This is a genomic window from Azospirillum sp. UENF 211521 (genome assembly GCF_058780535.1).
Window position 1 is genome coordinate 1,769,396 of sequence record NZ_JBSNCF010000001.1, and the last position, 22,173, is coordinate 1,791,568.

The following is a 22,173-nucleotide window of genomic DNA, read 5'->3' on the forward strand; positions in this document are numbered from 1 at the left end:
CGTCGTTCAGAGATTCTCGCCCTCGACGGGCGGATCGGGGTCATGGCCGCGCAGCAGCAGGATGATGTTGCCGACGAAGGCGAAGCCGTAGAGCACCCCGCCCAGCGGCAGCACCAGCCGGACCGTCCACAACGGCAGGTCGAGGTTGGATTCGGTGAACATGCCGATGGCCTGGAGATGCGCGACCTCCTGGAACCCGGCGATCACCAGCAGCACGCTGAAGGCCAGCCCGATCAGGCTGTTCAGCCAGGCGAAGGCCAGCCGCACCCGGTGCGGCAGCATGTTCAGCAGCAGGTCCATGCGGATGTAGTGGCCGTGCCGCGTGCCGACGCCCAGCGACAGCAGGACGCTCCACACCACAAGGAAGCGGACCAGCTCCTCCGCCCACCAGTGGCTCTCCGACAGGAGGGAGCGGCTGGACGCCTCGTAGAACATGATGCCGATGGCCGCCATCATCAGGATCGTGGCGATGTTCAGGAGGAGACGATCCTCGATGAAACTCCACCAGACCGGCAGGCCGCGGCCCGGCGGCAAGGCGTCGTCCACCGCAGGCGACGTCGCCTGGGTGTGCGGGGCCGCGGAAGTCAAGGTATCGGTTCCCGGCATGGGTGGAACTCCCTTCACGAGAAGACCTGTGTCTGGGGGACGCGGCTCAGCCGGCCGGTGGCGTGCTCGTAGGCGTCGGCGATGCGCAACAGCGTGGCTTCCGCCTGCGGGCGGGCGATGAGCTGCAGGGCGATCGGCATCCCGTCCGGATCGAATCCGGCGGGCGTGACGAGCGCCGGCAGGCCGAGGTAGGAGACCGGGCGGGTCAGCGCCGCCACACCGGCGACCACCGCGGCCATCGCCGGCCCGGCCCCCACGTCGGTCTGCGCGGCGGTCGGCACGCGGCTGCGCAGGGCGGGGACGAACAGCGCGTCGCATTGGGCGAAGGGGCCGTCGATCATCGCCCGGAGGTGAAGCGCGCGAAGCTGCTTCGCCTGGAGGTAGGAGGCCGCCGGCACCATCAACCCCTGCAGAAGGCGGGCACGCACCTGCGGGCCATAGTCCTGCGGACGCTCGCGCAGCCAGTGCATGTGGACGGCCGCCGCCTCCGGCGTGAAGACGAGGTTGGCGAGGTCGCCGTAGGGCTCGTGGTCGGGGATGTCCACGTCGACAACGCGGGCGCCGGCGCGCTCCAGCACCGCCCGCGCCCGCTCCAGCGCGGCGGCGACGGCGGGGTCGAGGCCGTCGTAGTAGAATTGGCGCGGGATGCCCAGCCGCAGCCCCGCGACGCCTTGGCCGATGGCGCCCGCAACGTCCGTCCGCCCGGTGATGACCGAGAACAGCGTCGCCGCGTCCTCGGCGCTGCGCGCCAGCGGACCGACGCAGTCCAGGCTCTCCGACAGCGGCATCACGCCGTCCATCGGCGTCGCCCCCTGCGTCGGCTTCAGCCCGACCACGCCGCACAGCGCCGCCGGAAGCCGCACCGACCCGCCGGTGTCCGAGCCCAGCGAGCCGAAGGCCAACCGCCCCGCCACCGCCGCTCCGGAACCGGAGGAGGAGCCGCCGGTGATGCGGTCGGGGTCCCAAGGGTTGCGGCAGCGCCCGAGATGGGCGTTGTGGCCGGTCGGCCCCATGGCGAACTCGGCCATGTGCAGCGTGCCCAGCGTCACCGCGCCCGCGGCGTCCAGCCGCTCCAGCACCGTGGCCGTCCGCTCCGGGCGGAAGCCGCCGCGGATCGTCGGGGAGCCGCAGGTGCAGCGCTTGCCAGCGCGATAAAACATGTCCTTGTGGGCCAGCGGCACGCCGTGCAGCGGCCCACGCAGCCGTCCGGCCCGCGCCTCCCTGTCGGCGACGCGGGCGGCGGCCAGCGCCTCCTCCGGCTCGACCGACAGGAAAGCGTTGAGCGTCGGATTCAGCCGGTCGATGCGGTCCAGACAGGCGTCGACCAGGGCTTCCGCCCGCAGCGCGCCGTCGCGGACCGCCCTTGCGGCGTCCGTCAGGGTCAGCGATGTGGGATCGGTCATGCCAGCTCCCCGGCAATGGTTCCGGTGGCGATGGTCCCGGCCGCCAGCGCGGCATGGGCGCCCAGCGGCACGTCGAACAGCGAGCCGCCGGGATGCGCCGCCGCCAGCACGCCCGGCACGGCGGCCAGCAGGCGCCCGCACAGGGCGGCGTCGGCATCGTCCAGGGTCACCCCCTGAATCCTGGCCAGGGTCCGCGCGCAAGCCGCGGCGTCCCCGATGAGGTTTTCCGTCATTCCTTCCCTCCCGTCCGGTGCTGCCCCCGCGCGGCTCTTCCGGCCGTTCGCCGCGGGCAGGGCCTTGAACGGCCCCCTTACCCGGATCGTTGCAGCGTCATTTCATAGCGGTATCGTCCGGCCGCGTGGCTGCTGACCGCCACCTCCAGCGCGTTTCCTTCGGCGTCCAGATAATGGCGGATCACCACCAGGATCGGGGTGCCGACCTCCACCGACAGGCGGGACGCGAGATTGGCGTCCGCCGAGGTCGCCTCGATCGATTGCACGACCTCCTCGATGCGCAGGCCGTAGCGGCTTTCCAGCACCGCGTAGACGGCGACCGGAAAGGTGCCGATGGCCTGGGCCACGTCGTCGAAGGCGGCGGGCAGGAACACCTCGGTGTAGCAGAGCGGAGTCCGCTCCCCCGGCTGGCGGCGCAGCGCCACCACCCGGACCCAGGGCGTGTCCGGCTGGGAGCGCAGAAGCTCCGCCGTCCGCCCCTCCACCAGGATCTTCTCCACTGCCAGCACCTCCAGCCGGGTGGAGGAGGCGTACTGCCCGATCTCCGCGAGGCTGGACAGCGTGTTGTGGAACCGCCCGTCGGGGCGGGCGGCGGTCACCACCGATCCCGAGCCCTGCCGGCGCGCGATCAGGCCGAGATCCTGGAGCCGGCGCAGCGCCTCCCGCACCGTGTAGCGGCTGGCGGAGAAGCGCAGGCACAGCTCCTGCTCGGTCGGCAGCCGTTCGCCGACCCCGACCCGCCCGTCCGAAATGTCGGCGCGCAGCGCGTCCAGGATCTCCTGGAAGCGCGGCCCCTCCGCGGCGGACGGGCGAACGGAGGCCGGGCGAACGGCGGCTTTCACAGCGCCCCCTGCTCGCGCAGGGCGGCGATCCGCTCCGCCCCGATGCCGATGCGGCCCAGCACGTCCTCGGTGTCGGCGCCCAGCGCCGGGGCGGTGCGGGTGGGAAGCGTCTCGCCGCCGATGCGCACCGGCCCGGTCAGCATCCGCACACCGCGGGACCCGTCCGGCTGGGCGAAGTCGGCCACCCGGTCGCTGTCGCGGACAAAGGGGTTCTCCAGCGACTGCGCAATATCGAGGACCGGGGCCGCGGGAACGGCGCCGCCAAGGATCTCCACCCACTCCGCCGTGTCGCGCTGGCCGAGCACCTCGTCCAGAAGGACGGTGAGCAGCTCGCGGTTGGCGAGCCGGTCCTTGAAGCTGCGGAAGCGCGGGTCGTCGCCCCATTCCGGCTTGCCGATCTTGTCGCAGAAGACCGGCCAGAACTTCTCCTTGTTGCACATCACGAACAGCCAGCCGTCGCGTGTCCGGTAGAGCTGCGACGGGGTCAGGGAGGGGTGCGCGGAGCGCGGCTCCCGCCCCTGGTTGTGGCCGCCGTTGAGGTACCAGGTGGCGAGGTAGGTCATGTTGTGCAGCGCCGTGTCGAACAGGCTGACATCCACATCCGAGCCCTTGCCGCTGGCCCGCGCCCCGACCACGCCGGAGACGAGGCCGAAGGCGGTCATCAGGCCGGTCATCATGTCGACCACCGACATGCCGAAGCGGGCGGGCGGGCCGTCCGGCTCGCCGGTCACCGACAGGTAGCCGGCCTCCGCCTGCATCAGATAGTCGTAGCCCGGCCAGGCCCGCCGCGGCCCCGTGCGCCCGTAGGCGGACAGGTGGGCGCAGACGATCTTCGGGTTGACCGCCTTCAGATGCTCGTAGGTCAGGCCGAGCTTGTCCGGCAGGTCGCCGCGCAGGTTGTCCAGCACGGCGTCGGCGTGGCGCACCAGCTCGTGCAGCACCGCCATGCCCTCGGGGTGCTTCAGGTTGAGGGTGATGCTGCGCTTGTTGCGGTTGAAGGACTGGTAGAAGTGGCTGTTGCCGGGGCCGAAGAAATGGGGGCCGACATGCCGGCCGACCTCGCCGCCTTCGGCGGGATTCTCGACCTTGATGACTTCGGCCCCGAGATCGGCCAGCAGCATGGTGCCGAACGGGCCGGCGCCGTATTGCTCCACGGCGATGACGGTGACGCCTTCGAGGGGTAGCACGCGGTGTCTCCCTGATGGGGGTGTGCGGGGTGTGGAGTGTGGACGTGGTTGCACTGGGCCCCCACCCAACCCTCCCCCGCTTCGCAGGGGAGGGCTTTTGTCCTCACACCGGATTCTGCTCGATCAGCCGCTTGGCGATGATGATGCGCTGGATCTCGTTGGTGCCCTCGCCGATGCACAGCAGGGGGGCGTCGCGGTAGAGCCGCTCCACCACGAACTCCTTGGAATAGCCGTAGCCGCCGTGGATGCGCATGGCGTCCAGGGAATTCTCCACCGCCGCTTCGGAGGCGAAGAGCTTGGCCATGCCGGCCTCGTAGTCGCAGCGCTCGCCGCGGTCGAGCGCCCTAGCCGCCTGCTGGACGAGCAGCCGCGCCGCGGAGACGCGGGTCGCCATGTCGGCCAGCTTCATCGCCACGGCCTGATGCTCGTGGATCGGCTTGCCGAAGGTCTTGCGCTGCTGGCTGTACTTCACGGATTCGTCCAGCGCCGCCTGGGCGACGCCGACGCCGCGCGCCGCCACGTTGACCCGGCCCAGCTCCAGGCCGGAGATGGCGCAGGCCATGCCGCGGCCCTCGACCCCGCCGATCAGCCGGTCGGCCGGGACGCGGTAGTCCTCGAAGACCAGCTCGGCGGAATCGATGCCCTTGTAGCCCAGCTTCTCCAGCTTGCGGCTGACCTTGAAGCCCGGCCCCTTCTCGGCCAGGAACATCGTCATGCCCTTGTGGCGGGGCTGCGCCGTCGGATCGGTCTTGACCAGCAGGGCGAAGCAGCTTCCCTGGATGCCGTTGGTGATCCAGGTCTTCGAGCCGTTGATGACGTAATCGTCGCCGTCGCGCTTGGCCACCGTGCGGATGGCCTGCAGGTCGGTGCCGCAGTCCGGCTCCGTCAGAGCGAGGCCACCGCGCAGCTCGCCGGTGGCGAAGCGCGGCAGGAAGGCGGCCTTCTGCTCCTCCGTCCCCGTCTTGGTAACGATGAAGGCCATGATGAGGTGCGAGTTGATGATGCCGGACAGCGACATCCACACCGACGAGATGCGCTCGATCATCTTGGCGTAGGTGGAGGGGCGCAGGCCGAGCCCGCCGTATTCCTCGGGGATCGTCGCCCCGAACAGGCCCAGCTCCTTCATCCGCTCGACGATCTCGTCGGGGTAGGCGTCGTCATGCTCCAGCTTCAGGGCGACCGGCCGGACGTGGCGGTCGAGGAAGCGGTCCACGCTGTCGAGGATCAGGCGCTCCTGCTCGTCGCGTTCCGCGTCGGTCATGCTGGTAGTGGTGTCGCTCATGGCGTGTTTCCCGGAATGGATGGTCAGCGGACGGACGGCGACAGGACGGACAGCGAGTCCGCCGCGCGCGGGCTGGCGTCGAGGCCGAGGACGGCGTCGGCGATGCGCGCCGCGGTGGTCTCGTTCACGGTCATGGCGGCGTTGCCGCGGTACTTGTCCACGATCTCGGCGTTGGACAGCGGGCGGTCGGCGGCGCCGCGGTTGATGTGCTCGCGGTGGCGCAGCTCCCGCCCGTCGTCGAGCGTGATGACCAGCTCGCCCGAATAGGCTTTGGGGAAGGGCGAGTCCGGGTCGTGGCGGTAAGACACCTTCGACGCGATGTCGAGGATCGCCGCGTCGCCCAGCGCGTCGTTCTCCAGCTCCGCCAGGGTCAGGCGCCCGCGCACCAACGCTGCGGCGACCAAGAAGGGCACGCTGAACTGCGCGTCGTAGGAGTTGGAGGGCCGCTTCTTGTTGGCCTCCGGCTCGCAGACGGTCTTGACCACCTGCTCGGGCACCAGCGCCTCGATGCGGCGGATGCGCGCGAGGTCGAGGCCGTCGCGGCGCAGCTCCAGGGCGGCGTCGACGCAGGCGTGGGTGAAGTGGCAGGCCGGGTAGGGCTTGATCGCCGTCGCCATCAGCTCCCACGTCTCGCCGAGGCCGGCGGTGGCGATGCCGAGTTCCGCGCGACCGGCCTCCTTGCCGAGATAGGCGTTGAACAGGCCGAAGCGGCCCTCGTAGGGGCGGGTGACGCCGGTGAAGCCCTCGCGGGCCAGCGCCGCCGCGGTGATGCCCGCCGCCGCCGCCCAGCCGGGATGCAGGCGCTTGTTCCAGGCGCCGTCCTCCAGGAACTCCAGGCTGCCGCTCGCCATCGACAGGGCGATGCCCTGGGCGGCGGCCAGCTGCGCGCGGGTCAGGCCGAGCAGACGGCCGGCGGCCAACGCGCAGCCGAACACGCCGATCATGCCCGTCGGGTGGAAGCCCACCTGGTGGAAGCCGCCGCGCGCCACCGCGCCGAGCCGGGCCGCCACCTCGACGCCCAGCACGTAGGCGGTGACCACGGAACGGCCGTCCGCCCCGGTCATCGCCGCCGCCGACAGGACGGCGGGCATCACGCTGGCGGTCGGGTGGATGACGCCGCCGATGTGGGTGTCGTCGTAGTCGAGGCCGTGGCAGAGCAGCCCGTTGACCGTCGCCGCGTCGCGGGCGGGCAGCGAGGCGGGCATGCCGATCACCGGCACCGGCCCCTCCCCCGCCAGCCCGCGCAGGGCGGTCAGCGTCTTGTGGGCGAAGTCGTAACGCGTCGAGGCGAGCGCGATGCCCACGGCGTCCAGCATATGGTGCGGCGCGCGGGTGCGGACCTCCGCCGGGATGGCGTCGTCGGGGGTATCGGCGACGAAGGCCGCCAGCGTGTTGGCGATGGATGTGGTGGTCGGATCGGTGGCGGGCATGGTTCCTCCCTTTTGTTCTTTTCAGGCCATCTGTCGGTTCCGGATTGTGCGGATCAATCGCCGATGCCGTGGCCCCGCTTGGGGACGAGGCTGGCCCGCTCGAAGGTCACGAAGACCGTGCCGTCGGCCTTGTAGCCCTCGGTGTAGGTGGTCACGATGCCCTGGGTCGGGCGCTTCTTGGATTCGCGGACGTCCAGCACCTTGGAGCGCGCGTAGATCGTGTCGCCGGGGAAGACCGGGGCGACCAGCTTGATCTCCTTCCAGCCGAGGTTGGCGACGGACTTGTAGGAGACGTCGTCCACCGTCATGCCCAGCACCATGGCCAGCGTCAGGCCGCTGTTGACCAGCGGCTTGCCGAACTCCGACTTCTCGGCGAAGGCGTGGTCGCAGTGCATGGGGTGGCGGTTCATCGTCAGCAGGCTGAACTGGATGTTGTCCGCTTCGGTGATGGTCCGGCCGGGGCGGTGCTCATAGACATCGCCGACGGTGAAATCCTCAAGGTAGCGGCCAAGGTCGGCGACGATGGTCCGCGGTTCCTGAACATCGGGCATGGGCGGGCGTCTCTTGTCTGCGGATCGGAGGGATGATTGCGGGGCGCCGATCATTTCAAGGTGACATGTTCAGCGCGTGTGATAGCATGTTGTACGTACAAATAACACGCCCCCTCACCCTTGGAAAGCGTTTTCATGTCCAACAATCCGCAGAACGCAGCAACGGCGCCGGAATCGCCGGTCCGCCGCTCCTACCTGTTTGTTCCCGGCGCCCGCCCGGACCGTTTCGCCAAGGCCCTGGGGGCCGGCGCCGACGCGATCATCATCGATCTGGAGGACGCGGTGGCCCCCGGCGACAAGGACAGCGCCCGCGCCGCCGTCGGTGCCTTCCTGCGGGAACATGACGGCGCGGGCGGCCCGGCGGTTTTCGTCCGAACCAATTCGGTGCGCAGCCGCACCGGCCTTCTCGACATCCTCGCCCTGACCGATCTTCCGGACGGCGCGGCGCCGCGCTGGGCGGGAATCCTGCTGCCGAAGGTGGACGGGGCCGAGGACGTCCGGCTGGCCGCCGGGCTTCTCGACGAGCGCGGCCTGCCCGGCGCGCTCGGCGCGCTGATCGAGAGCGCCGACGGGCTGGAGAACGTCATGGCGATCGCCGCGGCCTCCCCCCGCCTGTCCTTCCTGATGTTCGGCGGGGGCGACCTGTCGGCGGAGCTGCGCGTGCCGCTGTCCTGGGAGCCGCTGGTACAGGCCCGCACCCGGATCGTGCACGCCGCCGCCCGCTTCGGGCTGGACGCGCTGGACATGCCGTGGATCGCGCTGGACGATGAGGAGGGCTACCGCCAGGAGCTGGCGCGCAGCGTCCTGCACGGCTTCACCGCGCGCTCGGCCATCCACCCCAAGCAGATCGCCGCCATTCACGACGCCTACACCCCGTCGCCGGAGGCGGTCCTCCGCGCCGGGCGGGTCCTGGCCGCCTTCGAGGCCGCGGGCGGCGGGGTCTGCGTTCTGGACGGCAAGCTGGTCGAGCGGCCCCTGGTGCTGGGGTCCCATCGAATCCTGGCATTGGCCCGCCGCGCCGGAATGCTGTAGCCAGGGATTGCCCGTTCATGCGCCCCGCGCCATCGCCACTTGTCCGGACTCCCATGACCACGCAAGAAACCCCGCCCGCCCCCTTTCCCCTCCTGCTGGCGGAGGTGACCAGCGTCCAGACCGTCGCCACCCTGTCGGTCCTGACGCTGGCGACGGTCGCCCCGCTGGCCGCGGCCTCGCTGGGGGTGGGGTCGGAGGCGGTCGGCTACCAGATCAGCGTCATCTACAGCGCCGCCGCCCTGGTGTCGGCCTTCGCCGGGCTGGTGGTCCGCCGCTGGGGCGCCGGGACGGTGGGCGTCCTGGCGCTGGCGCTGGGGCTGATCGGTTGCCTGGGACTCGCCACCGGCTATTTGTGGGTCGCGGCGCTGGCGTCGGTGCTGCTCGGCATCGGCTACGGGCTGGTCAACCCCTCCTCCTCCCACCTGCTGAACCGCTTCACCCCGCCGGCCCGGCGCAATCTGGTCTTCTCGCTGAAGCAGACCGGCGTGCCGCTGGCCGGCGTGCTGGCCGGGCTCACCCTGCCGGGGATCGGCGAGATCGCCGGCTGGCGGGGAGCGGCGCTGGCGGTGGCCGCCATGTTCGCCCTGCTGCTGGTCATCTTCGCGCCGGGCCGCCGGGTGTGGGACGACGACCGCAGCCCCGGCCTGCCGATTCGCGGCAACCTGATGGAGGGGCCGAGGCTGGTCTGGCGGGTGCCGGCGCTGCGCGGCTTCGCCCTGATGGGCTTCTTCTTCTCGGCAATCCAGCTGTCGCTGATGGCCTTCACGGTGAACATGCTGGTGCACGATCTGCACTGGTCCATCGTGTCCGCCGGGCTGGCCGTGTCGGTGATGCAGGCGGCGGGGGCGGCCGCGCGAATCGGCTGGGGGCTGCTGGCCGACCGGCTGCGCTCCGGCGTGGCGGTGCTGGGCGGCATCGGCGGGCTGTCCGCCGCCTCCGCCCTGGCCACCGCCGGCCTGGGGCCGAGTTGGCCGGTGCCCGCGGTGATCGGCGTACTGACGGTGTTCGGCGTCGCCGCCATCGGCTGGAACGGCGTGTTCCTGGCGGAGGTGGCGCGGGTCGCGCCGAAGGGCACGGCCAGCACGGCGACGGGCGGCGCCTTGATGTTCACCTTCTCCGGAGTGGTCGTCGGGCCGGCGCTGTTCGCCACCCTGTTCAACACCGTCGGCAGCTATGGCGAGACCTTCGCCCTGATGATGGCCTTCCCGCTGGCCGGGGCGGCGGCCGTCCTGTTCTGGTCGCGCCGCAAAACTTAAGGGCGGCGCGGGATCAGCTCATCGCGCCGAGTTGTCCGTACAATAATGTTGGCGTACCGCACAGTTTTCCCCTATGATCGTTCGGACAAGCGGGCCAGAAGCGTCCGAACGCAATCATGGGAGGGAAGCCGATGTTCAATCCGTCACTGTTCAGGCCGTTCTGGGCGAAGACGCTGCTGGTCGGCATGACCGTGGCCGGGCTGGCCGCCGGGACGCCGGGCCAGGCCCGCGCGCAGGCGGCGCCGGTCGAGATGGTGATGACGGACGAGATCGCGACGTCCCACTGGACCGCCAAGATGATGGACGAGTATGCGGCCCTCATCGAGGAGCGCTCGCAAGGCCGCATCAAGCCGAAGGTCTTCCATTCCGGCACGCTCTACAAGGACAAGGACGCCGTCGCCGCCCTCGGGTCGGGCGCCGTGCACATGGTCTGGCCGGTCAGCGTGCAGCTTGAGAGCATCGCCCCGCAGTACGGCGTGGTGAACCTGCCCTTCGCCGTCACCGACGCCGCGATGTCCAAGCCGGAAACCGCGCAGGAGGTCTCCAAGCTGCTGTCCGGGCTGGTGTCCGACAAGGGCATCCGCGTCATGGGGCTGATGCGCACCGCCGACCTGATCTTCCTCTTCAAGGACAAGGAGGTCGACTCCGTCGGCGACCTGAAGGGCAGCAAGATCCGCCTGACCGGCGGCCGCGTCCTGCAGCTTCTGATGCGCGACTTCGGGGCCAGCCCGGTGTCGATGCCCGCCTCCGAAATGGCGGCTGCGCTGATGCAGGGGGCCATCGACGGCATCTACACCTCCGCCGGCGGCTGGGAGATGGTCGGCACCAACGCCGCCAAGGTCGCCTCGCTGGTGCCGGGCATGAGCCTGCTCACCTACTCCGTCCTGGTTGACGACAAGTGGATGAAGGGCCTGCCCGACGATCTGCGCCAGGTGGTGGAGACGACCACCAACGAGATCATCGCCAAGCAGTGGCAGCGCGCCATCGACGCCGACAAGAAGACCATGGACCAGATGATCGCCCAGGGCGGGCGTCTGGCCGTGGCCCCCGAGGCCGAGCAGGCGAAGTTCCGCGAGATCGCCAACAAGGTCAACCAGGACTATGTCCGGCGCTACCCTGAGGTCTGGAAGCAGTATCAGGCCATCGTCGGCAACAAGAGCTGAGGCGATCCCCCTCGCTTCACCTCGCGGTGCGGGCGGCGTTCCGGAAGGGGCGCCACCCGCACCGTTTTTTTGTGTGCTCAGACCGACCGCATGAGGCCGCCGTCCACCCGGATGTTCTGTCCGGTGATGTAGCCGGCCCCGTCGGAGGCGAGGAAGGCGACGGTCGCCGCGATCTCCTCGCTCTTGCCGTAGCGGGCCATCGGCACGCCCTGGCGCCGCTCCTCCGTCGCCGGCAGGCTGTCGATCCAGCCGGGCAGCACGTTGTTCATCCGCACGTTGTCGGCGGCGTACTGGTCGGCGAACAGCTTGGTGAAGGAGGCCAGCCCGGCCCGAGCGACGGCGGAGGTCGGGAACATCGGGCTCGGCTCGAAGGCCCAGGCGGTCGAGATGTTGATGATCGTCCCGCCCTTCTGCCCGACCATGACCGGGGTCACCAGCCGGACCGCCCGGACGACGTTCAGGAAATAGACCTCGATCCCCTTGTGCCAGTCCTCGTCGGTCAGTTCCAGCAGGCCTTTCCGCGGGCCGTGGCCGGCGCTGTTCACCAGCGCGTCGATGCGGCCCCAGCGCTCCATCGTTTGGGTCACCAGACGCTCCAGGTCCTCGGCGGACTGGTTCGAGCCGGTCACGCCGATCCCGCCCAGCTCCTCGGCCAGGGCTTCGCCCTTGCCGGAGGAGGACAGCACCGCGATGTTGAATCCGTCCGCTGCGAGGCGCCGCGCCGCCGCGGCCCCCATGCCGCTGCCGCCCGCGGTGATGATGGCAACCTTATCGCCCATGATTCGTCATCCCTCTCCTGCCGGAACGGTTTGTCCGTTCCTTCTCTCTCCTGTATCGCACCGGATGCAGGACGGGGCCAAGGGAAGCGTGCGTGTGGCTTCGGGCGCCGATCAAGGACAGCGCCGGATTCAGGGCCGGTCAGAGGGTGAGCAGGAAAGTCAGAGACGCGACCGGAGCCGCCGTGACGAAGCCGACGGCGACGAAACGCTCGACCGGGCTCCAGGACGCCCAATCCCGCTGAAGCGAGGACAAGAACGACTTCATGATCCCTCACGGACCGGCTGATGTTGCAATGCATATAAGATACGGTTTCCGAGGGCGTTCGTGCCAGGGGCGTGGCTTCCGTATCGCGAAATATCGGGGGGTGATGCAGCCCTGCCACAGGCCGGAAAGCGGCACTCCAAAAGGGCTTCGCCGAGCCGGCGCCGTCAAAGGTTGCCCATCGGCCACAGGGACCGAGGGGCGGGACGAATCACGGCGACGCCCCGCCGCTCTCGCCGAACAGGGCGAGAATGCGCGCCGCCGCCTGCTCCGGCGGGATCGAGGCGATGCAATGCGCCTCCGCCGCCGTGCAGCTTTCCGGTGGACAAGGCGGAAGCGCCGCCGCGGGCCGCAGCACCAGCGCCCGCGCGCACCAGGGGCGGAAGCGCTCCGGCGCGTGGAAGTGGTTGGGGTCCCCGCCCTCCGGATGGCAGGAGAAGACGGCAACCGGCACGCCCATGGCGGCCCCGAGATGGGCCGGAGCGGAATCCATGGCGATCAGCCCCGCCGCCCGCTCGATCACCGCCGCCGCCAAGCGCAGGCCGGTCCGCCCGGTCAGGTCGGTCACCCGCCCCGGCAGGGCCACGGCGATCCGTTGGCCCGCCGCCCGCTCCAGCTCCGTGCCGAGAACCGCCACCCGCGCGCCGAGCGCGACCGCCACCACGGCGACCACCGCCGCCAGCCGCTCCGGCGGGTATTCGCGGCGGGCAGCGGCGGCCCCCGGCGCCACGGCGATGATCCGCTCCCCCACCGCATCGGCCAGCAGGCGGACCGCCTCCGCCCGGTCCTCCGCGGTCAGGCGCAGTTCCACCCCGTCGCCGTCCGGTTCTCCGCCGGCGAAGCGCAGCAGGGCGAGGGTCTGCTCCACCTCGTGGCGTCCCGGCGGGGGCGTCAGCCGGTGGGTGTAGGCGCGGTCGAAGCCGGCGTTGCCCGACGCCTTCCAGGGCGTGACCGCCTCGGAGAATCCGACAACGGCGCGGGCGCGGCTGTTCGCGGCGAGCGCCGTGGCGCCGTGGCGGTCGAAATCGTAGCGGGGGACCAGCGTCAGGTCGAAGCCGGCGCGGAACGCCTCCGCGAAGGCCGCCGCACTGCCCGGCGTGACGCCGCGCAGGTCGATGCCTCCGCCCGGCTTCGGCTGCGGCGCCACCACCGCGTCGACGTGCGGGCAGGTCTCGGCGAGGTCGGCGACGGCGGGGCGCACCGCGAGCAGGATGCGCGCCTGCGGCGCCGAAGCCCGCAGCCCGCGCAGGAAGGGTGTGGCGAGCACGAAGTCGCCCGCCTCGTCCAGCTTGACCACCAGGATGCGCCGGGCGGACGAAAGGTCGAACACGGCGTCCGTCATGCCGGGCTCATGTCGATGCGGGCGGGCGGCAGGCCGGCGCACCAGCGCCGCCACGCCAAGCGGTAGCCGGCTTCGACCGCCCGGACGTACCCCGCCTCGTCCATCAGGGGGGAGCGCGCCATCCGCTCGCGCAAGCCCGCGCGCTGCGCCGCCAGGAAGGCGCGGTCGGTGGCCAGCCGGACGGCGAGCGCCACGTAATCGTCCTCGCGCTCCACCACCAGCCCGCCCAGCCCGACGCTGCCGAGCATGGTGGCGCCCCAGCGGGAGATCATCGCCTCCCCGGCGATGGACAGCACGGGAACCCCCATCCACAGCGCGTCGCAGGTCGTCGTGCCGCCGTTGGCGAAGACGGGGTCCAGCGCGCAATCGAGCAGCCGGTAATCCTCGTAGGGGTCCGGGGCGGTGCCGCGCAGCAGCAGCCGCGACTCCTCAACCCCATGGGCGGCGAAGGCGTCCAGCACCCGCCGCGCCACCCCGCCGCCGGACAGCCCCCGCCATTTCAGCATCAGCCGCGCCTCCGGCACCGCCGCCAGCACCCGCCCCCACAGCGCCAGCGTCGAGGCGTTCAGCTTGGTCAGGTTGTTGAAGGAGCCGAAGGTGAACACCCCCGCCATCTCCACCGGCGGACGGTCCGGCGGTGTCACAGCGGACTCCGCAGGGCGGTAGCACAGCACGCTTCCCGGCAGGCGGATCAGCGTCTCGGTGTGCAGGGCGTCGGCGTTCGCCGCGGCGAAGCGGTGGTCGGAGAACTGGTAGTCCATGGCCGTCAGCCCCGTCGTGTTCGGGTAGAGCGGCAGGCTGACCTGGACCGGCGCCGGGCGGCGGATGAACAGCGGCATGCGGTTGCGCGACATGTGCCCGCCGCAGTCCACCAGCACGTCGATGCCGTCCGCCCGGATCAGCCGCTCCAACTCGCCGTCCGGCAGGGCCGCGACGGGGCGCCAGCGGTCGGCCAGCGCCGCGAAGCGGTCCGTCGCCGCGTCCTTCGGCAGGTCGGCGTAATAGCAGGTCACCTCCACCGCCGACCGGTCGTGGCGCTCGATCAGCGGCAGCAGGAAGTGATAGCCCGGCCCCGGGTAGCGCTGGAAATCCGGCGACAGGTAGCCGACGCGCAGGCGGCGCTCCGGGTTGCGATTCACCGCGTCGAAGCGCGGAACGGCGGGCGGCAACGGCATCACGGCGCGCTCGAACCGCCGGTGCTCGTCGAACACTGCGCCGAGGTCGGCCTCTTCGGCGAAGCACAGGCAGAACAGCAGGTTGGAACGCACCTCCGCGTCCTGCGGCGCGCGGTCCAGGGCGGCGCGCAGGGCGGCCACCGCCTCGCCGTGGCGGCCCAGCGCCATCAGGGCGACGCCCAGGTTGGAGCTGGCCAGCGCCTCCCGCTCCGCCGTGCGCAGGGTCAGCGCCCGCCGCAGCAGGGTCAGCGCGTCGTCGAAGGCGCCCGCGTCGATGGCGTGGGATCCGAGGTTGGTCCAGCCGGCCGCGCCGTCGGGCTGCAGGGCCAGCGCGCGGCGGAACCACGCCCGCGCTTCCTCGGGACGCTTTGCCCGGTGCTGGACGGCCCCGGCGTTGAGGGCATGGCCGGCCTCCTCCGGGTCGGCGCGGACGGCGCGGCGGGCAGCGATCATGGCTTCCTCCATCGCACCCAGGGCCGACAGCGCCATGCCCAGCCCGGTCAGCGCCGTCGCGGAGCCCGGGGCGAGCGCCAGGGCGCGCCGGTAGCAGCGCGGCGCCGCCGCGGGATGCCCCCGCTCCTGCCAGAGGTTGCCGAGCACCAATAGAGCGTCGGGAGCCGGAGCCAGCACCGCCGCCCGCTCCAGCCACGCCGCCCCCTCGCGCCACGGCCCCGCTGCGGCCAGCGCCGCGCCCAGGATCTTCGCGCCTTCGCCGTGGCCCGGCTCCAGCGCCATCAGCCGGCGCCCGGCCTCGACCGTGCCGCCCATGTCGCCCAGCGCGTGGCATAGGCCGGTCACCTGCTCCTGCGCCTGGACCAGCAGCGGCGCCAGGGCGGCGGCGCGGCGGAAGGCGGCGAGCGCGTCGCGCGGACGCACGGCATCGCGCAGCGCCGCCCCCTGGTTGTAGACCGCCAGCACCTCGCCGGGGGCAAGCGCCGATGCCCGCCCGTACCAGTCCGCCGCCAAGCCGGGCCGCCCCAGATCATACAGCGCGTCGGCCAACGCGTTTACGGCCTCGCCGTCTTCCGGCGCCAGCGCCAGCAGGCGGCGGAAGGCTCGTGCTGCGGCCTCCGCACGGCCCAGCTTGGTTTGGGCGGCGGCCTCCAGCCGGTGATGGTCGGGGACCAGCGGGGCGAGGCGGGCGGCGTGGCCGTAGGCATCCGCGGCATCCGCCCAGCGCCCGACAGCCTCCAGCACCCGGCCCAGGTTGAGGCGGAAGACCGGCTGGGCGCCGTCCTGCGCCACCGCCTTGCGGATCAGCGCGATCCCGGATTCCGGATCGCCGGTCTGCGCCGTCAGCAGGCCCAGCAGATGCAGCGCGTCGCTCTGCTCCGGCATCTGGCGCAGCACCCGCTCGTAGAGGGGCCGCGCCTCTACCAGCCGTCCGTTCTGGTGGTGGGCGACGGCCTGCGTCAGCGTCTTCTGGAGCGTGGCGGGGGAAGAATCGCGGCTGGCGCTCATGACGGTCCGTGTGTCTGGCCCGCTGACGGGATTGGGGGGACGGTGTTTCGGGACGCGCAGTGTAGCGCGCCCACGCGGCCGCGGGTACGAATGCCTTGGCGTCGCCGGGATCGACCGGCCGCAAATTTTCGCTCCGGACCGCGCAGGAGGTCCCAAGCGCCCGCGTATCACCACCAGCAGGGTTCCTGGAGCCGGCCGGACGGCCCCGGATTCAGGCCAGGGCCCGGGAAGGAGCAGAGGATGGCCGCGTGGCGGTGATCGACGAGGATGACGACGAATCGCTGATGGCCGAAACGGCCGCGGGGAACCGGGCGGCCTTCGACCGGCTGACCCGCCGTCACCTGCGCCGGAGCCTCGCGCTCGCCCACCGGGTGGTCGGCAACGCGAGCGACGCGGAGGAGGTCGTGCAGGACGCCTTCCTGCAGATCTGGACGCACGCCGACCGCTGGCGCGGCGACGGCACCCGCTTCTCCACGTGGCTTTACCGGATCGTCGTCAACCGCTCGATCGACTACCGCCGACGCAGGAGCTTCCAGCCCTTGGACGACGCGGTGGAGGTGGCCGACCCGGCCATCGGCGCCGACGGGCTGCTGGCGGAGCGCCAGCTCGGTGCGGCGGTCGACGCGGCGATCGCCGCCTTGCCGGATCGGCAGCGGGCGGCGCTCAGCCTGTGCTACTACCAGGAGATGAGCTGCGCGGAAGCATCGGAGGTTCTGAAGGTCTCGGTTTCGGCCATGGAAAGCCTGCTGGTCCGGGCGCGGCGTATGGTCCGCACCCGTCTCAACTCCCTGATCCGTCAGAAGGACGGCGACGAGAAATGACACTCAAAGAGTTTAAGCGCTTCGCCGACCTCTACGGCGGCGACATCGACCGCTGGCCTGCGACGGACGGCGTCGATGCCCTGACCCTTCTTGAAGACTCCGCCGAGGCACGGGCCATCCTGGCCGACGCCGCGGTGCTGGACGCCCTGCTCGACCGCGCCGCTCCGGCGGTGGACGAGGACAGCGTGCGGCGGGTGATGGACGGCATCGCCGCGCGGCTTGACGCGCCGCCGGTGGAGCGTGCCCCCGCTCCCTGGACCCTGTCGGCACCGCCCATCCGCTTCTGGCCGGCCGCGGGATTCCTCGCGGTCATGGGGATGACGGGATTCCTTGCCGCCGCCCAGGGAGTCCTGCCGGTGCAGAGCGCCCAGGCGAACGGTTACGCGGAGGTGGTGGTGAACAGCAGCTATCTGGGGGCGATCCGATGAGCCGTCCCATCGCCGGTCCAGCCGCCCCGCGCCGCTGGCCCTGGTACCTGCTGGTCGGCTCGCTCGGCATGAACATGCTGTTGGGCGGCATCCTGGCCGCGCAGGCGCTGCACCTCATGCCCCCACCGCCGCCGCCCGATCCCGGCCAGGGAATCGCACGCTTCGTCGAACGGGCGGAGCGCGCGCTGTCGCCTGCCGACGCGGCGATCCTGCGGCGCGGCTACGAGGCGGAGCGCACGTCGATCGAGCGCATGCATCAGAACATGGAGGCGATGCGCCACCAGATTCGCGAGAGCATAAAAGCCCCAATCTTTGACCCGGACGGCCTGCGCCTTTCGCTCGAACAGGCCCACGCGACGGAGGCCGAATTGCGCGGCCGGATGGACAGCCGCGTGATCGAGGTGCTCGGCCAACTGTCGCCCGAGGGGCGCCGCAAGCTGATGGACATGGGGCCGCCCCGCTAAACGGGCTGTCCGCCAAGCGTCAGACGGGCGGCGGCGTTGGCGGCGCCCATGGCGAGCGCCGCCTCACGGGCGGTCAGGCCGCGGGCGTCCCGTGCGTCGGGATCGGCGCCGCGGGCCAGCAGGAACTCCACCATCGCGACACGGTCGAACATGGCGGCGGTCATCAGCGCCGTCCGCCCGTCCGGCCCGCAGCCGTCCACGGCGGCGCCTTCCTCCAGCAGAACCCGCAGCACCGCCTCATCCCCCTTGAAGGCGGCGGCGGCCAGCGGGGTCTGCCCGCGGTCGTTCGCCAGCTCCGGATCGGCGCCGTGGCGCATCAGGTTGCGGGCCAGCTCGGCGTGGCCGTGGTAGCTGGCCAGCATCAGCAGGCTGTCGCCCTTGTCGTTGCGCAGGTTGGCCGGCAGGCCCATCTCCAGCAGTTCCGTCAGCTCTGCGGTGCCGCCGGAGCGCGCCCAGTGGAACAGCTTGCCGGCGAAGGCGATGGTGTCCTCGTCGAGTTCCCGGCGCGGCTCTCCCTGCGCTCCCATGGCGGCGCTCCCCCGGTCAAGGTTTCGGCTCAAACCGGGGAAACAGACGCCGCAGCGCTTTGTTGCATTGTCCCATCGCGCGCCTCCTCCAACAGCCAGCCGCGGAAGGCGGCGACGGCCGGACGATCCTGCATCCCCTCCGGGCAGACGAACCAATAGCTGCCGGACGACGCCTCGATCTCCGGGAAGGGCAGGACGAGCCGCCCGGCCGCCACATCCTCGGCGCACAGCATGCGGTCGGCGACGGTGGCGCCCATGCCGGCGGCGGCGGCCTGCATCGCCGGGTCCATGGCGTCGAACACCGCGCCCTGGCGCAGCGCCTCGAAGAAGGGCAGCCCCGCCGCGGCCAGCCAGGCCCGCCAGTCCTGCCCCTCCGAACAGCCGTGCAGCAGCGGGATGGCGCCGAGGTCCATCGGCACCCGCAGCCGCTCCGCCAGAGCCGGCGGGCAGACCACCGTCAGGCGTTCCGGCAGCACCTCCACGGCGGAGACGCCGGGCGGCACCTCCCGGCAATAGGGGATGGCGGCGTCGAACTCCTGCGGGTCGAACTCAAGCCCGCTGGTCCAGGCGACGGTCACCCGCACCTGCACGTCGGGGTGGCGCGCCTGGAAGCGGACCAGCCGCGGCATCAGCCAGCGGATGCCGAAGGAGAAGGCCACCCTGATCCGCAGGTCCCGCCCCCGCGCCGCCAGCCGCGCCGCCGTGCCGGCGATCCGGTCGAAGGACTCCGACAGCACCGGCAGCAGGGCGCGCCCGTCGTCGGTCAGCTCGACCCGGCGGGTCAGCCGCCGGAACAGCGGCACGCCCAACCACTCCTCCAGCCCCATGATCTGCCGGCTGACCGCGCCCTGCGTCACGCACAGCTCGTCCGCCGCCTTGGAGAAACTCTCGTGGCGGGCCGCCGCCTCGAAGGCGCGCAGGGCGTGAAGGGGCGGCAGGGCGCGCCGCATCGGATGCTCCATGGATGACTTTCGCTCATCCATCTTATGAGAAAGCATGGTTTGTCGTCCACGCACCGACGCGCGATTTTCCGGCTTCGAGGAATGACCGACCGGCGGGAGGGCCGCATGACGAGCATGAGCGGAACGCACGACAAGCGGCGCAGCGGAGCGACCGCCGACCCCACCGCCGGCTCCTGGCTCGCCCGCCTGACCGGCTGGCGGGAGCGGCGGGCGCTGCGCCGTGCCCTGGCCCGCATGGACGCGCATCTCTGGGCCGACCTCGGCTTCGACGAGGCGGCGGCGCGCGAGGAGATGGACAAGCCCTTCTGGAAAGGGTGAGCGGACCGACGGATCAGGGCGGCCGGTAGGCGCTGCCGTCCTCGGCGCGAGCGGGGGCGTCGACGTAGGTCCCGTGGTCCGGTACGGCGATCCGGTCGAAATCGCGGGCAAGCTCATGGAGCGCCGCCCGCATGCCGCCGCCCCGCATGGCGGGACCGTGGCCGGTGACCACACGGTCGGGCTCCAACCCAGCCAACACAACCACAGAGTCCCCCGCCTTCTGCCAATCCGTCGTGTAGTACATGGGCGGGCCGTGCATCTCCGGGTCCTGCACGGCCACGGCGTAGGCGGATTCCTGGCGTGTCGTGATGAAGGCGTCGCCCGCGATGAGGCTGCGGTCCGCCGCACGCCAGAAGGAGACGTGTCCGGGGCTGTGCCCCGGCGTCGCGAGCCAGCGCCATCCCGGCATGCCCGGCACGCTGCCGTCCTCCGGAAGGCGGCGCAACCGGCCGCCCACATTCACCGGTCCGCGGGGGTAGAGCGGCGCCATCAGGGACATCAGACCGCCACCGACCGACGGATCGGGCGGCGGGTAGGACGCGCTGCCGTCGAGATAGGGGTGCTCCAGCCCATGGGCGTAGACCGGCGCGTCCCAGCGCTCGGCCAGTTCCTCAAGGGCGCCGACATGGTCGAAATGCCCGTGGGTCATCACGATGGCCGCGGGCCGCGAGTCCGGCCCGAACCGCTCCTCCGCCGCCTTGGCGATGAGACCCGCCGTGCCCATCACGCCGGCGTCGATCAGCACCCATTGACGGTCATTGCCGGGTCGGTCGCTGTTGCGCCGGTCGCCGGACCCCGGCGCACCGACGAAGACCACGTTGACGATGGCGAGCCGCCGGTAGGCCAGATCGGGGGCGATCTCGTGCGTGCCGTCGTCGCGCGCCCGGTCCCGCTCCGGATCGTCGGCCCGCCCCGCGGAATCGAGAGGGATCTGCCACGCCATGCGCCGTCCTCCGTGCTGCGATGGGTGAGGGTCGGCACCGCTCACCATTCGTAGGCAAACTGAAGGTGCCGGCGATGGTTCCCCAACGCAGGGTGGCGGCAGCTAATCCATCGGCTGGTCGAGCGGGCGGCCCATCGCGCCGCCCGCCGCAGCGCCCAGGGCGCAGCCCAGCGCCGCGGCCGGGCCGGTCGCCGGCAGGGCGGCCCCGCCGGTCGCCGCACCCGCCGCGACGGCGCCCGTCGCCCCCACCGCCCCGCCGGCCAGACAGCCGAGCGTCAGCCCCGCCACCGTGTGCCGGTTCTGGTACAGCAGGGCGCCGCCAAGGATGATCGCGCGCTCCGCCCCGTCGCGCAGCCCGCCCGCGCCGTCGGACAGCCAGCCGCGCCAGTCCGATGCGGGCGACGCGGCATTGGCCGCCGGCGCGGCCATGACCAGCAGCGAGGCGAGGCCCGCCGCAGCGAGGGTTCGGCCCGTCCTGTGTCGCATGGGAAGCTCCTTTTCCAGGCCGTGAGGATACGCCATCGCGGCTGGAACGCCGTCCCGAAAGCAGGGATGAGCGGACGCCGACCGGGCTACCCCCTTCGCATCGGGCCTGTAGTAGATACTTACTGCCACACTGACAATCCGCTTCACTAACATTCACGCTGGAGCCACCAACCGGAACGGAGCCAGCCCCCATGGCCAAGGCCATCCACATGATGATCCGGGTCCTCGACGAGGAGCGGTCGCGGGACTTCTACGCGCGCGCGTTCGGCCTGGAATGCGCCGACCGTTACGCCTTCGACGGCTTCACCCTGGTCTATCTGCGCAACGCCGAAAACGACTTCGAGATCGAGCTGACCATCAACCACGGCCGCAGCGAGCCCTACGCCCACGGCGACGGCTACGGCCATCTGGCCGTCTGCGTCGACGATCTGGACGGGGAACACCGGCGTTTCACCGCGCTCGGCTACGGCCCCAACCCGATCAAGGAGTTCGCGCGGGACGGCGCGCTGATGGCCCGCTTCTTTTTCGTCCAGGACCCCGACGGCTACAAGATCGAGGTCCTCCAGCGCCACGGCCGCTACCGCTGACACGGGCGCGGCCCCTTCGAAGCAAAAATCATAATCGGTCTTGGGAGGAAGCCATGCGTTCTCCGACGAGCACAACAGCAAAACCCACCTCCAATCACACCATGCACCGGCGCGCCTTCCTGGCGGCCTCGGCCACCGCCGCCGCGGCGACGGCCATCCTGGTGTCGGGCGGGGCGATCCTCTGCCCGCGCGAGGCCTGGGGGTATGAGACCAAGGCGCTGGCGCCCGACACCATGCGCTCGCTGATCCGGGTGTCGCGGGACATCTACCCGCACGACCGGCTGGCCGACCGCTTCTACGCCGTCGCCATGAAGGCCCAGGACGAGAAGGCGGCCGCCGACGCCGCGCTCAAGGAGCTGTACGAATCCGGCATGGCGAAGCTCGACCGGCTGGCCAAGGCCAAGCACGACGCGCCCTACGCGGAGGTCGGCTGGGAGGCCGACCGGGTCCGGCTGCTGCATGAGATCGAGGCCGATCCCTTCTTCCAGACGGTGCGCGGCGGGCTGGTCACCGGGATCTACAACAACCAGGAGGTCTGGCCGCTCTTCGGCTACGAGGGCGAGAGCGCGGCCAAGGGCGGCTACATCGACCGCGGATTCAACGACATCGAGTGGCTCTGACCACCGTCCCAGG

Annotated in this window: 25 protein-coding genes; 9 read left to right on the top strand and 16 right to left on the bottom strand. The window is 71.4% G+C overall.

The window, feature by feature from the left end; genetic code table 11:
• Positions 1–6 precede the first annotated feature (6 nt).
• From ACWPN5_RS08285 to ACWPN5_RS08320, 8 genes are all read right to left on the bottom strand, one after another.
• The gene (locus ACWPN5_RS08285) at positions 7–606 is read right to left on the bottom strand and encodes a TRAP transporter small permease (RefSeq protein WP_200478680.1); all 600 of its coding nucleotides are present in this window, start codon (positions 604–606) and stop codon (positions 7–9) included.
• Positions 607–620: 14 nt separating this feature from the next.
• On the bottom strand, positions 621–2,009 hold the full coding sequence (locus ACWPN5_RS08290) for an amidase (protein ID WP_492295160.1): 1,389 nt from the start codon (positions 2,007–2,009) through the stop codon (positions 621–623).
• Positions 2,006–2,242 (bottom strand): hypothetical protein, encoded by a 237-nt coding sequence (locus ACWPN5_RS08295; protein WP_492295161.1) that lies wholly within the window; start codon positions 2,240–2,242, stop codon positions 2,006–2,008. The genes ACWPN5_RS08290 and ACWPN5_RS08295 overlap by 4 nt, the downstream gene beginning before the upstream one ends.
• Before the next feature lie 77 nt (positions 2,243–2,319).
• Positions 2,320–3,084, bottom strand: a complete 765-nt coding sequence (locus ACWPN5_RS08300; protein ID WP_014200018.1) for a GntR family transcriptional regulator — start codon at positions 3,082–3,084, stop codon at positions 2,320–2,322.
• Positions 3,081–4,271 carry a CaiB/BaiF CoA transferase family protein gene (locus ACWPN5_RS08305; RefSeq protein ID WP_492295162.1) on the bottom strand — a complete coding sequence of 397 codons (1,191 nt, stop codon included), beginning with the start codon at positions 4,269–4,271 and terminating at the stop codon, positions 3,081–3,083. The genes ACWPN5_RS08300 and ACWPN5_RS08305 overlap by 4 nt, the downstream gene beginning before the upstream one ends.
• 103 nt (positions 4,272–4,374) lie before the next feature.
• Entirely contained in the window at positions 4,375–5,553 is a 1,179-nt protein-coding gene (locus tag ACWPN5_RS08310) for an acyl-CoA dehydrogenase family protein (RefSeq protein ID WP_492295163.1), read from the bottom strand.
• Positions 5,554–5,576: 23 nt separating this feature from the next.
• Positions 5,577–6,983, bottom strand: coding sequence for an MmgE/PrpD family protein (locus tag ACWPN5_RS08315; RefSeq protein ID WP_492295164.1), 1,407 nt, complete (start codon positions 6,981–6,983; stop codon positions 5,577–5,579).
• Between the two features lie 53 nt (positions 6,984–7,036).
• Positions 7,037–7,534 (bottom strand): MaoC family dehydratase, encoded by a 498-nt coding sequence (locus ACWPN5_RS08320; protein ID WP_094306085.1) that lies wholly within the window; start codon positions 7,532–7,534, stop codon positions 7,037–7,039.
• Between the two features lie 135 nt (positions 7,535–7,669).
• On the opposite strand from ACWPN5_RS08320, the gene ACWPN5_RS08325 reads away from it, so the two are divergent.
• From ACWPN5_RS08325 to dctP, 3 genes are all read left to right on the top strand, one after another.
• The gene (locus tag ACWPN5_RS08325) at positions 7,670–8,566 is read left to right on the top strand and encodes an HpcH/HpaI aldolase/citrate lyase family protein (RefSeq protein WP_492295165.1); all 897 of its coding nucleotides are present in this window, start codon (positions 7,670–7,672) and stop codon (positions 8,564–8,566) included.
• A gap of 53 nt (positions 8,567–8,619) precedes the next feature.
• On the top strand, positions 8,620–9,822 hold the full coding sequence (locus ACWPN5_RS08330; protein ID WP_186466135.1) for an MFS transporter: 1,203 nt from the start codon (positions 8,620–8,622) through the stop codon (positions 9,820–9,822).
• A gap of 131 nt (positions 9,823–9,953) precedes the next feature.
• The gene (gene dctP, locus ACWPN5_RS08335; RefSeq protein WP_051658786.1) at positions 9,954–10,985 is read left to right on the top strand and encodes a TRAP transporter substrate-binding protein DctP; all 1,032 of its coding nucleotides are present in this window, start codon (positions 9,954–9,956) and stop codon (positions 10,983–10,985) included.
• Positions 10,986–11,062: 77 nt separating this feature from the next.
• Here dctP and ACWPN5_RS08340 read toward each other — a convergent pair whose 3' ends face one another.
• The 4 genes from ACWPN5_RS08340 to ACWPN5_RS08355 form a co-directional block, all read right to left on the bottom strand.
• A complete protein-coding gene (locus tag ACWPN5_RS08340) occupies positions 11,063–11,764 on the bottom strand; it encodes an SDR family oxidoreductase (RefSeq protein WP_492295166.1) in 702 nt (233 codons plus the stop codon).
• 139 nt (positions 11,765–11,903) lie between these two features.
• A complete protein-coding gene (locus tag ACWPN5_RS08345) occupies positions 11,904–12,029 on the bottom strand; it encodes a hypothetical protein (protein ID WP_282189668.1) in 126 nt (41 codons plus the stop codon).
• A gap of 208 nt (positions 12,030–12,237) precedes the next feature.
• Positions 12,238–13,368: a glycosyltransferase family 9 protein gene (locus ACWPN5_RS08350; protein ID WP_492295167.1), complete on the bottom strand. Its 1,131-nt coding sequence runs from the start codon at positions 13,366–13,368 to the stop codon at positions 12,238–12,240.
• Complete coding sequence (locus ACWPN5_RS08355) at positions 13,365–16,004, bottom strand: O-linked N-acetylglucosamine transferase, SPINDLY family protein (RefSeq protein ID WP_492295168.1); 2,640 nt, start codon at positions 16,002–16,004, stop codon at positions 13,365–13,367. The genes ACWPN5_RS08350 and ACWPN5_RS08355 overlap by 4 nt, the downstream gene beginning before the upstream one ends.
• Before the next feature lie 248 nt (positions 16,005–16,252).
• Between ACWPN5_RS08355 and ACWPN5_RS08360 the strand changes: the two genes are divergently transcribed.
• The 3 genes from ACWPN5_RS08360 to ACWPN5_RS08370 are packed head-to-tail and all read left to right on the top strand — an operon-like array spanning position 16,253 to position 17,717.
• The gene (locus tag ACWPN5_RS08360) at positions 16,253–16,825 is read left to right on the top strand and encodes an RNA polymerase sigma factor (RefSeq protein WP_247888377.1); all 573 of its coding nucleotides are present in this window, start codon (positions 16,253–16,255) and stop codon (positions 16,823–16,825) included.
• Positions 16,822–17,253: a hypothetical protein gene (locus ACWPN5_RS08365; RefSeq protein WP_145687098.1), complete on the top strand. Its 432-nt coding sequence runs from the start codon at positions 16,822–16,824 to the stop codon at positions 17,251–17,253. The genes ACWPN5_RS08360 and ACWPN5_RS08365 overlap by 4 nt, the downstream gene beginning before the upstream one ends.
• Positions 17,250–17,717, top strand: coding sequence for a periplasmic heavy metal sensor (locus tag ACWPN5_RS08370; RefSeq protein WP_145687097.1), 468 nt, complete (start codon positions 17,250–17,252; stop codon positions 17,715–17,717). The genes ACWPN5_RS08365 and ACWPN5_RS08370 overlap by 4 nt, the downstream gene beginning before the upstream one ends.
• Here the strand turns inward: ACWPN5_RS08370 and ACWPN5_RS08375 are convergent.
• Complete coding sequence (locus ACWPN5_RS08375) at positions 17,714–18,244, bottom strand: ankyrin repeat domain-containing protein (RefSeq protein WP_145687095.1); 531 nt, start codon at positions 18,242–18,244, stop codon at positions 17,714–17,716. The genes ACWPN5_RS08370 and ACWPN5_RS08375 overlap by 4 nt on opposite strands.
• Positions 18,245–18,273: 29 nt before the next feature.
• Entirely contained in the window at positions 18,274–19,206 is a 933-nt protein-coding gene (gene gcvA / locus ACWPN5_RS08380) for a transcriptional regulator GcvA (RefSeq protein WP_492295169.1), read from the bottom strand.
• 105 nt (positions 19,207–19,311) lie between these two features.
• Here gcvA and ACWPN5_RS08385 point away from each other — a divergent pair, with 105 nt between their 5' ends.
• Positions 19,312–19,524, top strand: a complete 213-nt coding sequence (locus ACWPN5_RS08385; protein ID WP_145687090.1) for a YjiS-like domain-containing protein — start codon at positions 19,312–19,314, stop codon at positions 19,522–19,524.
• A gap of 13 nt (positions 19,525–19,537) precedes the next feature.
• Here the strand turns inward: ACWPN5_RS08385 and ACWPN5_RS08390 are convergent, their stop codons facing one another.
• On the bottom strand, positions 19,538–20,467 hold the full coding sequence (locus ACWPN5_RS08390) for an MBL fold metallo-hydrolase (RefSeq protein ID WP_492295170.1): 930 nt from the start codon (positions 20,465–20,467) through the stop codon (positions 19,538–19,540).
• 102 nt (positions 20,468–20,569) lie between these two features.
• Positions 20,570–20,953 carry a hypothetical protein gene (locus tag ACWPN5_RS08395; RefSeq protein ID WP_492295171.1) on the bottom strand — a complete coding sequence of 128 codons (384 nt, stop codon included), beginning with the start codon at positions 20,951–20,953 and terminating at the stop codon, positions 20,570–20,572.
• A 191-nt stretch (positions 20,954–21,144) separates the two neighbouring features.
• On the opposite strand from ACWPN5_RS08395, the gene ACWPN5_RS08400 reads away from it, so the two are divergent.
• The gene (locus tag ACWPN5_RS08400) at positions 21,145–21,540 is read left to right on the top strand and encodes a VOC family protein (protein WP_145687084.1); all 396 of its coding nucleotides are present in this window, start codon (positions 21,145–21,147) and stop codon (positions 21,538–21,540) included.
• Between the two features lie 53 nt (positions 21,541–21,593).
• On the top strand, positions 21,594–22,160 hold the full coding sequence (locus ACWPN5_RS08405) for a Twin-arginine translocation pathway signal (protein ID WP_247887884.1): 567 nt from the start codon (positions 21,594–21,596) through the stop codon (positions 22,158–22,160).
• Positions 22,161–22,173: the final 13 nt, after the last annotated feature.

Excerpts from the sequence above, each read along its gene's own strand:
- ACWPN5_RS08285 (WP_200478680.1), bottom strand. The coding sequence starts at position 606 with ATGCCGGGAACCGATACCTTGACTTCCGCGGCCCCGCACACCCAGGCG.
- ACWPN5_RS08290 (WP_492295160.1), bottom strand. The coding sequence starts at position 2,009 with ATGACCGATCCCACATCGCTGACCCTGACGGACGCCGCAAGGGCGGTC.
- ACWPN5_RS08295 (WP_492295161.1), bottom strand. The coding sequence starts at position 2,242 with ATGACGGAAAACCTCATCGGGGACGCCGCGGCTTGCGCGCGGACCCTG.
- ACWPN5_RS08310 (WP_492295163.1), bottom strand. The coding sequence starts at position 5,553 with ATGAGCGACACCACTACCAGCATGACCGACGCGGAACGCGACGAGCAG.
- ACWPN5_RS08315 (WP_492295164.1), bottom strand. The coding sequence starts at position 6,983 with ATGCCCGCCACCGATCCGACCACCACATCCATCGCCAACACGCTGGCG.
- ACWPN5_RS08320 (WP_094306085.1), bottom strand. The coding sequence starts at position 7,534 with ATGCCCGATGTTCAGGAACCGCGGACCATCGTCGCCGACCTTGGCCGC.
- ACWPN5_RS08325 (WP_492295165.1), top strand. The coding sequence starts at position 7,670 with ATGTCCAACAATCCGCAGAACGCAGCAACGGCGCCGGAATCGCCGGTC.
- ACWPN5_RS08330 (WP_186466135.1), top strand. The coding sequence starts at position 8,620 with ATGACCACGCAAGAAACCCCGCCCGCCCCCTTTCCCCTCCTGCTGGCG.
- dctP (WP_051658786.1), top strand. The coding sequence starts at position 9,954 with ATGTTCAATCCGTCACTGTTCAGGCCGTTCTGGGCGAAGACGCTGCTG.
- ACWPN5_RS08340 (WP_492295166.1), bottom strand. The coding sequence starts at position 11,764 with ATGGGCGATAAGGTTGCCATCATCACCGCGGGCGGCAGCGGCATGGGG.
- ACWPN5_RS08345 (WP_282189668.1), bottom strand. The coding sequence starts at position 12,029 with ATGAAGTCGTTCTTGTCCTCGCTTCAGCGGGATTGGGCGTCCTGGAGC.
- ACWPN5_RS08350 (WP_492295167.1), bottom strand. The coding sequence starts at position 13,368 with ATGACGGACGCCGTGTTCGACCTTTCGTCCGCCCGGCGCATCCTGGTG.
- ACWPN5_RS08355 (WP_492295168.1), bottom strand. The coding sequence starts at position 16,004 with ATGAGCGCCAGCCGCGATTCTTCCCCCGCCACGCTCCAGAAGACGCTG.
- ACWPN5_RS08365 (WP_145687098.1), top strand. The coding sequence starts at position 16,822 with ATGACACTCAAAGAGTTTAAGCGCTTCGCCGACCTCTACGGCGGCGAC.
- ACWPN5_RS08370 (WP_145687097.1), top strand. The coding sequence starts at position 17,250 with ATGAGCCGTCCCATCGCCGGTCCAGCCGCCCCGCGCCGCTGGCCCTGG.
- ACWPN5_RS08375 (WP_145687095.1), bottom strand. The coding sequence starts at position 18,244 with ATGGGAGCGCAGGGAGAGCCGCGCCGGGAACTCGACGAGGACACCATC.
- gcvA (WP_492295169.1), bottom strand. The coding sequence starts at position 19,206 with ATGGAGCATCCGATGCGGCGCGCCCTGCCGCCCCTTCACGCCCTGCGC.
- ACWPN5_RS08385 (WP_145687090.1), top strand. The coding sequence starts at position 19,312 with ATGACGAGCATGAGCGGAACGCACGACAAGCGGCGCAGCGGAGCGACC.
- ACWPN5_RS08390 (WP_492295170.1), bottom strand. The coding sequence starts at position 20,467 with ATGGCGTGGCAGATCCCTCTCGATTCCGCGGGGCGGGCCGACGATCCG.
- ACWPN5_RS08395 (WP_492295171.1), bottom strand. The coding sequence starts at position 20,953 with ATGCGACACAGGACGGGCCGAACCCTCGCTGCGGCGGGCCTCGCCTCG.
- ACWPN5_RS08400 (WP_145687084.1), top strand. The coding sequence starts at position 21,145 with ATGGCCAAGGCCATCCACATGATGATCCGGGTCCTCGACGAGGAGCGG.
- ACWPN5_RS08405 (WP_247887884.1), top strand. The coding sequence starts at position 21,594 with ATGCGTTCTCCGACGAGCACAACAGCAAAACCCACCTCCAATCACACC.